The following is a 9,386-nucleotide window of genomic DNA, read 5'->3' on the forward strand; positions in this document are numbered from 1 at the left end:
CCAGCAGGGCCAGCACGGGCAGCAGGGCCAGCAGTTCGGCCAGCCCGGCGAGCAGCAGCAGTACGGCCAGCAGCCCTACGGCCAGTACGGGCAGCAGCAGGGGCAGCAGGGGCAGCAGGGTCAGTACGGGCAGCAGTCCGGTTACGGCGCCGAGGAGAGCAAGGGCAACAAGAACATGCTCTTGATCGTCGCCGGGGTCGTCGCCCTCTTGGTGATCCTCGCCGTGGTCTACGTCGCCTTCCTCCGGTAACCGGGTACGTCCCAGCCGGAGTAAAAGCCGGTCCACATCTTCCCCAACAGGGGGAATGTGGGACACAATGCCGACGGGTTCCCCCTCGAACCTCCTCGGACGGGACGGGAACTTCCGTCGGCATTGTGCCGTTCCAGGCAGGGCAGAGCCCTCCCGCCGCCCCGCGGGCTTGCGCCACAGAGGCGCACACGGTAGTGCGCTCTCTGTTTTGCACTTTGAGGCACGGGTCGGTAATCTCTTCACTTGCGCCTGCTCTGCGGGCCACTATGCGTGCGCGTCGGCGAGGCCGGCAGGCCAGCCCCAGCGCCGCATCTGATGAGGCTCTTTCATCCTCGGTGGGCTTGACGGTTTCGAGTCGTCGGGACGTGCCGGATGGGGGAGGCTCACTCCCCGGCTTGATTCGGCCCTTTTCAGGGGCCGGGCGGTCTGTGTCGGTTTCTCGCGGTCTACTTCCGTGGGGGGGCGACACGCCCGACCGCGTGGGTCGGAGAGGTCGGGAAACCGGCAGGTCACAGCCTCGCCAGAGGTGGTGATTCCAGCAACAAGACTTACCGGCTCGGTACGAGGAAGACGGAGACGCGGTGCCCACGATCCAGCAGCTGGTCCGAAAGGGCCGCCAGGACAAGGTGACTAAGAACAAGACGCCCGCGCTCAAGGGCAGCCCCCAGCGCCGGGGAGTCTGCACGCGTGTCTACACGACGACGCCCAAGAAGCCGAACTCCGCGCTTCGCAAGGTCGCCCGTGTCCGGCTGACCAGCGGGATCGAGGTCACGGCCTACATCCCCGGTGTCGGCCACAACCTGCAGGAGCACTCGATCGTGCTTGTGCGCGGCGGCCGTGTGAAGGACCTCCCCGGCGTTCGGTACAAGATCATCCGCGGTTCGCTCGACACCCAGGGCGTCCGGAACCGCAAGCAAGGGCGCAGCCACTACGGCGCGAAGAAGGAGAAGAGCTGATGCCGCGCAAGGGCCCTGCTGGCAAGCGCCAGCTGATCGCTGACCCGGTGTACAACTCGCCGCTGGTCACCGCGCTCATCAACAAGGTTCTCCTGGACGGCAAGCGCTCGATCGCGCAGAGCATCGTGTACGACGCCCTTGAGGGCGCCCGTGAGAAGACCGGCAACGACCCGGTCGTCACGCTGAAGCGCGCGCTCGACAACGTGAAGCCCACCCTGGAGGTCCGCAGCCGCCGCGTCGGTGGCGCGACCTACCAGGTCCCGGTCGAGGTGCGGCCCGCGCGCAGCACCACGCTCGCCCTGCGCTGGCTGGTGCTCTACGCCCGGCAGCGCCGCGAGAAGACGATGACCGAGCGGCTGATGAACGAGCTGCTCGACGCCAGCAACGGCCTTGGCGCGTCGGTCAAGAAGCGCGAGGACACGCACAAGATGGCGGAGTCGAACAAGGCCTTCGCCCACTACCGCTGGTAACCCCGGCGGATCTGCAACGACGAGACACGCGAGGACGACAGTGGCTACCAAAACCGGTGTAGACCTGGCCAAGGTCCGCAACATCGGGATCATGGCCCATATCGACGCGGGCAAGACCACGACGACCGAGCGCATCCTGTACTACACCGGGATGAGCTACAAGATCGGCGAGGTCCATGACGGCGCCGCCACCATGGACTGGATGGAGCAGGAGCAGGAGCGGGGTATCACCATCACCTCGGCCGCCACCACCTGCCACTGGGCCGTGGACGACGCCGATCACACGATCAACATCATCGATACCCCCGGGCACGTCGACTTCACCGTCGAGGTGGAGCGCAACCTGCGCGTGCTCGACGGTGCGGTCGCGGTGTTCGACGGTGTCGCCGGTGTGGAGCCCCAGTCGGAGACCGTGTGGCGTCAGGCCGACCGGTACGACGTGCCCCGCATGTGTTTCGTCAACAAGATGGACCGGGTCGGCGCGGAGTTCCACCGCTGCGTCGACATGATCGAGAACCGGCTGAGCGCGACGCCGCTCGCGGTCCAGCTGCCGATCGGCGCCGAGGCCGACTTCAAGGGCGTCATCGACCTGGTCACCATGAAGGCCTTCGTCTGGAACGAGGAGGCCAAGCTCGGCGAGATGTACGACGTGCTCGACATCCCCGAGACGCACGCCGAGCAGGCGCGCGAGTGGCACGACAAGCTCGTCGAGACCCTCGCCGAGAACGACGACGAGATCATGGAGCTGTACCTGGAGGGCAACGAGCCCACCGTCGAGCAGCTCCACGCCGGCATCCGCCGCGCGACGATCGCCGCCAAGCTCACCCCGGTGCTGTGCGGCACCGCGTTCAAGAACAAGGGCGTGCAGCCGCTGCTGGACGCGATCGTCCGCTACCTGCCGTGCCCGCTGGACGTCGAGGCCATCGAGGGCCACGCCGTCCGGGACGAGGAGAAGACGCTGTCGCGCAAGCCCAGCGAGGAGGAGCCCTTCTCCGCGCTGGCGTTCAAGATCATGAGCGACCCGCACCTGGGCAAGCTCACCTTCGTGCGCGTCTACTCCGGCGTCATGGAGTCCGGTGCCAGCGTGATGAACTCCGTCAAGGAGCGCAAGGAGCGCATCGGCAAGATCTACCGGATGCACGCCAACAAGCGCACCGAGATCGAGCGCGCGGGCGCCGGCGACATCGTCGCGGTGATGGGTCTCAAGCAGACCACCACCGGTGAGACGCTGTGCGACGACAAGGACCCGATCGTCCTGGAGTCGATGAACTTCCCGGCGCCGGTCATCCACGTCGCGATCGAGCCCAAGACCAAGGCCGACCAGCAGAAGCTGGGTACCGCGATCCAGCGGCTGGCCGAGGAGGACCCGTCGTTCCAGGTCCGCACCGAGGAGGACACCGGTCAGACGGTCATCTCCGGGATGGGCGAGCTGCACCTGGAGATCCTGGTCGACCGGATGAAGCGCGAGTTCAAGGTCGACGCCAACGTCGGCAAGCCGCAGGTCGCCTACCGCGAGACGATCACCCGCAAGGTCGAGAAGGTCGAGTACACCCACAAGAAGCAGACGGGTGGCTCCGGCCAGTTCGGCCGCGTGATCATCGACCTGGAGCCGCTGGGCGGCGGGTCCGACGGCTACGAGTTCGAGAACAAGGTCACCGGTGGCCGCATCCCGCGGGAGTACATCCCGTCGGTCGACGCGGGCTGCCAGGAGGCCGCCGAGTTCGGTGTCCTCGCCGGCTACCCGATGGTGGGGGTCAAGGTCACCCTGCAGGACGGCGCCTACCACGAGGTCGACTCCTCGGAGATGGCGTTCAAGGTCGCCGGTTCCATGGCGTTCAAGGAGGCCGCCCGCAAGGCGTCCCCCACGCTGCTGGAGCCGATGATGGCGGTCGAGGTCAGCACGCCCGAGGAGAACATGGGCGACGTGATCGGCGACCTCAACAGCCGCCGCGGTCAGGTCCAGTCCATGGACGAGCGGCACGGCATGCGCGTCATCAAGGCGCTCGTGCCCCTGTCCGAGATGTTCGGCTACGTGGGTGATCTGCGCAGCAAGACCCAGGGCCGGGCTGTTTTCACGATGCAGTTCGACTCCTACGCCGAGGTTCCCACGAACGTCGCGCAGGAGATCATCGCCAAGGCGCGGGGCGAGTAAGCACCGGGCCTGCCCACAGATCACCAAGGACGTACATCGAAGCGGTCGTCTAGACGGCCGAGGATCGCAACAAGGAGCAACCAGTGGCGAAGGCCAAGTTCGAGCGGACGAAGCCGCACGTGAACATCGGCACCATTGGACACATCGACCACGGTAAGACCACGCTTACCGCGGCGATCACCAAGGTGCTCCACGACAAGTACCCGGACCTCAACCCCTTCACGCCGTTCGAGGACATCGACAAGGCGCCGGAGGAGCGCGAGCGCGGTATCACCATCTCGATCGCGCACGTCGAGTACCAGACCGAGGCCCGGCACTACGCGCACGTCGACTGCCCGGGGCACGCCGACTACATCAAGAACATGATCACCGGTGCGGCGCAGATGGACGGCGCCATCCTGGTGGTCGCCGCCACCGACGGCCCGATGCCGCAGACCAAGGAGCACGTGCTCCTGGCCCGCCAGGTCGGCGTCCCGTACATCGTCGTCGCGCTGAACAAGTGCGACATGGTGGACGACGAGGAGATCCTGGAGCTCGTCGAGCTCGAGGTCCGCGAGCTGCTCTCCGAGTACGAGTTCCCGGGCGACGACCTCCCCGTCGTGCGCGTGTCCGCCTTCCAGGCGCTGCAGGGCGACGAGAAGTGGGCCCAGTCGATCATCGAGCTCATGGACGCCGTCGACGAGAACGTGCCCGAGCCGGTGCGTGACACCGACAAGCCGTTCCTGATGCCGATCGAGGACGTCTTCTCGATCACCGGCCGCGGCACCGTCGTGACCGGCCGCATCGAGCGCGGTGTCGTGAACGTCAACGAGACCGTCGACATCATCGGCATCAAGCCGGAGTCCACCTCGACCACCGTCACCGGTGTCGAGATGTTCCGCAAGCTCCTCGACCAGGGCCAGGCGGGCGACAACGTCGGCCTGCTCCTGCGCGGCATCAAGCGCGAGGACGTCGAGCGCGGCCAGTGCGTCATCAAGCCGGGCACGAACACCCCGCACACCGAGTTCGAGGCGCAGGTCTACATCCTGTCCAAGGACGAGGGCGGCCGGCACACGCCGTTCTTCAACAACTACCGTCCGCAGTTCTACTTCCGGACCACGGACGTCACCGGCGTGGTGAACCTCCCCGAGGGCACCGAGATGGTCATGCCGGGCGACAACACCGAGATGCGCGTCGAGCTGATCCAGCCCGTCGCCATGGAGGAGGGCCTGAAGTTCGCCATCCGTGAGGGTGGCCGGACGGTCGGCGCCGGTCGCGTCACCAAGGTCATCAAGTAACACCCCTCGTAGCGCGGCGGCCCAGCCGCCACGGCCGGGCCGCCGCGCTATGAACCGAAGTAAACAGCGGCACTACAGCAAAGGACACCGAGGCCACCATGGCGGGACAGAAGATCCGCATCCGGCTCAAGGCCTACGACCACGAGGTCATCGACACCTCCGCGAAGAAGATCGTTGAGACGGTGACGCGGACGGGCGCCAAGGTCGCGGGCCCGGTGCCGCTGCCGACCGAGAAGAACGTGTACTGCGTCATCCGCTCGCCGCACAAGTACAAGGACAGCCGCGAGCACTTCGAGATGCGCACGCACAAGCGGTTGATCGACATCATCGACCCGACGCCCAAGACGGTCGACTCGCTGATGCGGCTCGACCTTCCGGCCGGCGTTGACATCGAGATCAAGCTCTAAGGGACGCACCGAGAGATGAGTACGCAGAGGAAGGGCGTCCTGGGCGAGAAGCTCGGCATGACCCAGGTCTTCGACGATGAGGGCCGGATCGTCCCGGTGACCGTCGTCCAGGCCGGGCCGTGTGTCGTGACCCAGCTCAAGACCCAGGAGAAGGACGGCTACAGCGCCGTCCAGATCGGGTTCGGGCAGATCGACCCGCGCAAGGTGAACAAGCCGCGCACGGGTCACTTCGAGAAGGCCGGCGTCACACCGCGCCGCTATCTCGTCGAACTGCGGGCCGACGACACCACCGGGTACGAACTCGGCCAGGAGATCACCGCCAGCGTCTTCGAGGCCGGCCAGAAGATCGACGTGACCGGAACGAGCAAGGGCAAGGGCACCGCCGGTGTCATGAAGCGCCACGGCTTCAAGGGCCTCGGCGCCTCGCACGGCACCCAGCGCAAGCACCGCTCGCCGGGGTCGATCGGCGGCTGCGCGACCCCCGGTCGCGTCTTCAAGGGCCTCCGCATGGCGGGACGGCACGGCAACGCCCGTACCACCGTGCAGAACCTGACCGTCCACGCCATCGACGCGGAGAAGAACCTGCTGCTCATCAAGGGCGCGGTTCCCGGTCCCAACGGCGGCGTGGTGCTGGTCCGCGACGCAGTGAAGGGGACGGGCAAGTGACTTCCAAGCTCGACATCGACCTGCCCGCCGAGATCTTCGACGCGAAGACGAGCGTGCCGCTGATCCACCAGGTCGTGGTGGCCCAGGAGGCCGCGGCGCGCCAGGGCACGCACTCCACCAAGACCCGCGGCGAGGTCTCCGGCGGCGGTAAGAAGCCGTACCGGCAGAAGGGCACCGGCCGCGCCCGCCAGGGCTCGACCCGCGCGCCCCAGTTCGCCGGCGGTGGCATCGTCCACGGCCCGCAGCCGCGGGACTACACGCAGCGGACGCCCAAGAAGATGAAGGCGGCCGCGCTGCGCGGCGCGCTGTCCGACCGGGCCCGCTTCGGCCGGGTGCACGTGGTCGACACCCTCTTCGAGGGCGACGCCCCGAAGACGAAGACGGCGCTCGCGAACCTCCGCGGTGTCACCGAGGCCGACCGGGTGCTGGTCGTCCTCGACGTCGTCGGCCAGGGGAACGAGCCCGGCCCGGACGCCACCGCCTGGACGAGCCTGCGCAACGTGCCCGAGGTGCACCTGATCGACCAGGGGCAGCTCAACACCTACGACGTGCTGGTGAACCACGATGTCGTCTTCACCCGGAGCGCCTACGACAAGTTCGTTGCGCGTGCGGCCAAGACCAAGAAGGAGGCGGCGAAGTGAACAAGATCGCTGACCCCCGCGACATCATCATCGCGCCGGTCGTCTCGGAGAAGAGCTACGGGCTGCTGGACGAGAACAAGTACACGTTCATCGTCCGCCCGGACGCCAACAAGACGCAGATCAAGCAGGCCGTCGAGGCCGTGTTCGGCGTCAAGGTGACGAACGTGAACACGCTCAACCGGCAGGGCAAGCGCAAGCGCACCCGGTTCGGCTACGGCAAGCGCAAGGACACCAAGCGCGCCATCGTCAGCCTCGCCGAGGGCGAGCGGATCGACATCTTCGGCGGCCCGGCCTAAGCAGGCCAGGGTCGTCCCGAAGACAGACAAGGGATGAACGAAAAAGATGGGCATCCGTAACTACAAGCCGACGACTCCGGGGCGTCGCGGCTCCAGCGTGGCCGACTTCGTCGAGATCACGCGCAGCGAGCCGGAGAAGTCGCTGCTGCGTCCGCTTCCCAAGAAGGGCGGCCGTAACAACCACGGCCGCATCACGACCCGGCACCAGGGCGGCGGGCACAAGCGCGCCTACCGCGTGATCGACTTCCGCCGGCACGACAAGGACGGTGTGCCGGCCAAGGTCGCGCACATCGAGTACGACCCGAACCGCACCGCGCGGATCGCGCTGCTGCACTACGTGGACGGCGAGAAGCGCTACATCCTCGCCCCGCGCGGCCTGAAGCAGGGCGACCGGGTGGAGAACGGGCCGGGCGCGGACATCAAGCCGGGCAACTGCCTGCCGCTGCGCAACATCCCGACCGGTACGGTCATCCACGCCATCGAGCTGCGTCCCGGCGGCGGCGCCAAGATCGCCCGCAGCGCGGGCGCCGGTGTCCAGCTGCTGGCCAAGGAGGGCAAGTACGCCACGCTGCGCATGCCCTCCGGCGAGATGCGGATGGTGGACGTGCGGTGCCGCGCCACGGTCGGCGAGGTCGGCAACGCCGAGCAGTCGAACATCAACTGGGGCAAGGCCGGCCGGATGCGGTGGAAGGGCAAGCGCCCGACCGTCCGCGGTGTGGCCATGAACCCGATCGACCACCCGCACGGTGGTGGTGAGGGCAAGACCTCCGGCGGTCGGCACCCGGTGAACCCGGCAGGTAAGAAGGAAGGCCGCACTCGCCAGGCGAACAAGTCGAGCGACCGGCTGATCGTCCGTCGTCGCAGCAAGAAGAAGCGGTAGGAGTCGCTCGTCATGCCACGTAGCCTTAAGAAGGGCCCGTTCGTGGACGACCACCTCATGAAGAAGGTGGACGTGCAGAACGAGAAGGGCACCAAGAACGTCATCAAGACGTGGTCGCGGCGCTCCATGATCGTGCCGGACATGATCGGTCACACGATCGCCGTGCACGACGGCCGCAAGCACGTCCCGGTGTTCATCACCGACGCGATGGTGGGACACAAGCTCGGTGAGTTCGCGCCGACGCGCACGTTCCGCAGCCACGTCAAGGAAGACCGCCGCAGCCGTCGCGGCTGAGCAGGCAGAGCAGTTCGCACGTAGGAGAGAGGGAACAGCGATGGAAGCCAGGGCCCAGGCGCGGTACATCCGCGTCACGCCCAGGAAGGCCCGCCGCGTGGTGGACCTCATCCGCGGCCTGCCTGCCGCGGAGGCTCAGGCGGTGCTGCGGTTCGCCCCCCAGGCTGCGAGTGAGCCGGTGGGCAAGGTGCTGGCGAGTGCCATCGCCAACGCCGAGCACAACTTCAAGCTCGACTCGGACACGCTCGTCGTGAGCCGTGCGTGGGTGGACGAGGGGCCGACGCTGAAGCGTTTCCGCCCCCGCGCCCAGGGCCGGGCCTACCGCATCAACAAGCGCACGAGCCACATCACGGTGGTCGTGGAGTCGCGGGATGAGGCGTCCAGCGGGGCGTCCGGCGGCGGTAAGAAGACGAGGAGGGCCCGGTAGTGGGTCAGAAGATCAACCCGCACGGGTTCCGGCTCGGAGTCACCACCGACCACAAGTCCGTGTGGTTCGCCGACAAGCTCTACAAGGACTACGTCAAGGAAGACGTCCAGATCCGGCGCATGCTGCAGAAGGGCATGGACCGGGCGGGCATCTCCAAGGTGGAGATCGAGCGGACCCGTGACCGCGTCGAGGTCAACATCCACACCGCCCGGCCGGGCATCGTCATCGGCCGCCGCGGCGCGGAGGCCGAGCGGCTGCGCGGCGACCTGGAGAAGCTGACCGGCAAGCAGGTCCGGCTGAACATCCTCGAGGTGAAGAACCCCGAGATCGACGCGCAGCTCGTCGCGCAGGGCGTGGCCGAGCAGCTGTCCAGCCGGGTCGCGTTCCGCCGGGCCATGCGCAAGGCGATCCAGTCGGCGATGAAGTCGGGCGCCAAGGGCATCAAGGTGCAGTGCGGCGGCCGGCTCGGCGGCGCCGAGATGTCGCGGTCGGAGTTCTACCGCGAGGGCCAGGTCCCGCTGCACACGCTGCGCGCCGACATCGACTACGGGTTCTACGAGGCCCGGACGACGTTCGGCCGCATCGGCGTCAAGGTGTGGATCTACAAGGGCGAGGCCGCGCAGACCCGCGCCGAGCGCGAGCAGCAGGCCGCGCAGCAGCGCGCCGCCGG

13 protein-coding genes are annotated in these 9,386 nt (G+C 67.4%); all 13 read left to right on the top strand.

Features of this window, described 5'->3' with window-relative positions; all coding sequences use genetic code 11:
• Positions 1 to 250 (top strand): hypothetical protein (locus AF1_RS35465; RefSeq protein WP_217999861.1); only part of this gene is annotated, 250 nt, incomplete at its 5' end.
• 581 nt (positions 251 to 831) lie between these two features.
• Entirely contained in the window at positions 832 to 1,206 is a 375-nt protein-coding gene (gene rpsL, locus AF1_RS30060) for a 30S ribosomal protein S12 (RefSeq protein ID WP_021597495.1), read from the top strand.
• The gene (gene rpsG, locus AF1_RS30065) at positions 1,206 to 1,676 is read left to right on the top strand and encodes a 30S ribosomal protein S7 (RefSeq protein WP_067806994.1); all 471 of its coding nucleotides are present in this window, start codon (positions 1,206 to 1,208) and stop codon (positions 1,674 to 1,676) included. The genes rpsL and rpsG overlap by 1 nt, the downstream gene beginning before the upstream one ends.
• Before the next feature lie 40 nt (positions 1,677 to 1,716).
• Complete coding sequence (gene fusA, locus AF1_RS30070) at positions 1,717 to 3,828, top strand: elongation factor G (RefSeq protein WP_067806997.1); 2,112 nt, start codon at positions 1,717 to 1,719, stop codon at positions 3,826 to 3,828.
• Between the two features lie 83 nt (positions 3,829 to 3,911).
• Entirely contained in the window at positions 3,912 to 5,105 is a 1,194-nt protein-coding gene (gene tuf / locus AF1_RS30075; RefSeq protein WP_067807002.1) for an elongation factor Tu, read from the top strand.
• 98 nt (positions 5,106 to 5,203) lie between these two features.
• Positions 5,204 to 5,512 carry a 30S ribosomal protein S10 gene (gene rpsJ / locus AF1_RS30080; RefSeq protein WP_018657599.1) on the top strand — a complete coding sequence of 103 codons (309 nt, stop codon included), beginning with the start codon at positions 5,204 to 5,206 and terminating at the stop codon, positions 5,510 to 5,512.
• 15 nt (positions 5,513 to 5,527) lie between these two features.
• A complete protein-coding gene (rplC, locus tag AF1_RS30085) occupies positions 5,528 to 6,178 on the top strand; it encodes a 50S ribosomal protein L3 (RefSeq protein ID WP_067807006.1) in 651 nt (216 codons plus the stop codon).
• A complete protein-coding gene (rplD, locus tag AF1_RS30090) occupies positions 6,175 to 6,819 on the top strand; it encodes a 50S ribosomal protein L4 (protein WP_067807010.1) in 645 nt (214 codons plus the stop codon). The genes rplC and rplD overlap by 4 nt, the downstream gene beginning before the upstream one ends.
• Positions 6,816 to 7,115 carry a 50S ribosomal protein L23 gene (gene rplW / locus AF1_RS30095; RefSeq protein ID WP_067807013.1) on the top strand — a complete coding sequence of 100 codons (300 nt, stop codon included), beginning with the start codon at positions 6,816 to 6,818 and terminating at the stop codon, positions 7,113 to 7,115. The genes rplD and rplW overlap by 4 nt, the downstream gene beginning before the upstream one ends.
• A 46-nt stretch (positions 7,116 to 7,161) precedes the next feature.
• Positions 7,162 to 7,995 (top strand): 50S ribosomal protein L2, encoded by an 834-nt coding sequence (rplB, locus tag AF1_RS30100; RefSeq protein ID WP_067807016.1) that lies wholly within the window; start codon positions 7,162 to 7,164, stop codon positions 7,993 to 7,995.
• A 12-nt stretch (positions 7,996 to 8,007) separates the two neighbouring features.
• Complete coding sequence (gene rpsS, locus AF1_RS30105) at positions 8,008 to 8,289, top strand: 30S ribosomal protein S19 (protein WP_067807019.1); 282 nt, start codon at positions 8,008 to 8,010, stop codon at positions 8,287 to 8,289.
• A 40-nt stretch (positions 8,290 to 8,329) separates the two neighbouring features.
• Positions 8,330 to 8,716, top strand: a complete 387-nt coding sequence (rplV, locus tag AF1_RS30110) for a 50S ribosomal protein L22 (RefSeq protein WP_067807022.1) — start codon at positions 8,330 to 8,332, stop codon at positions 8,714 to 8,716.
• A partial coding sequence (rpsC, locus tag AF1_RS30115) for a 30S ribosomal protein S3 (RefSeq protein ID WP_067807025.1) occupies positions 8,716 to 9,386 on the top strand: 671 nt, incomplete at its 3' end. The genes rplV and rpsC, both read left to right, overlap by 1 nt.

This window comes from Actinomadura formosensis NBRC 14204 (genome assembly GCF_001552155.1).
Lineage (GTDB): Bacteria > Actinomycetota > Actinomycetes > Streptosporangiales > Streptosporangiaceae > Spirillospora > Spirillospora formosensis.

Excerpts from the sequence above, each read along its gene's own strand:
- rpsG (WP_067806994.1), top strand. The coding sequence starts at position 1,206 with ATGCCGCGCAAGGGCCCTGCTGGCAAGCGCCAGCTGATCGCTGACCCG.
- rpsJ (WP_018657599.1), top strand. The coding sequence starts at position 5,204 with ATGGCGGGACAGAAGATCCGCATCCGGCTCAAGGCCTACGACCACGAG.
- rplC (WP_067807006.1), top strand. The coding sequence starts at position 5,528 with ATGAGTACGCAGAGGAAGGGCGTCCTGGGCGAGAAGCTCGGCATGACC.
- rplB (WP_067807016.1), top strand. The coding sequence starts at position 7,162 with ATGGGCATCCGTAACTACAAGCCGACGACTCCGGGGCGTCGCGGCTCC.
- rpsS (WP_067807019.1), top strand. The coding sequence starts at position 8,008 with ATGCCACGTAGCCTTAAGAAGGGCCCGTTCGTGGACGACCACCTCATG.
- rplV (WP_067807022.1), top strand. The coding sequence starts at position 8,330 with ATGGAAGCCAGGGCCCAGGCGCGGTACATCCGCGTCACGCCCAGGAAG.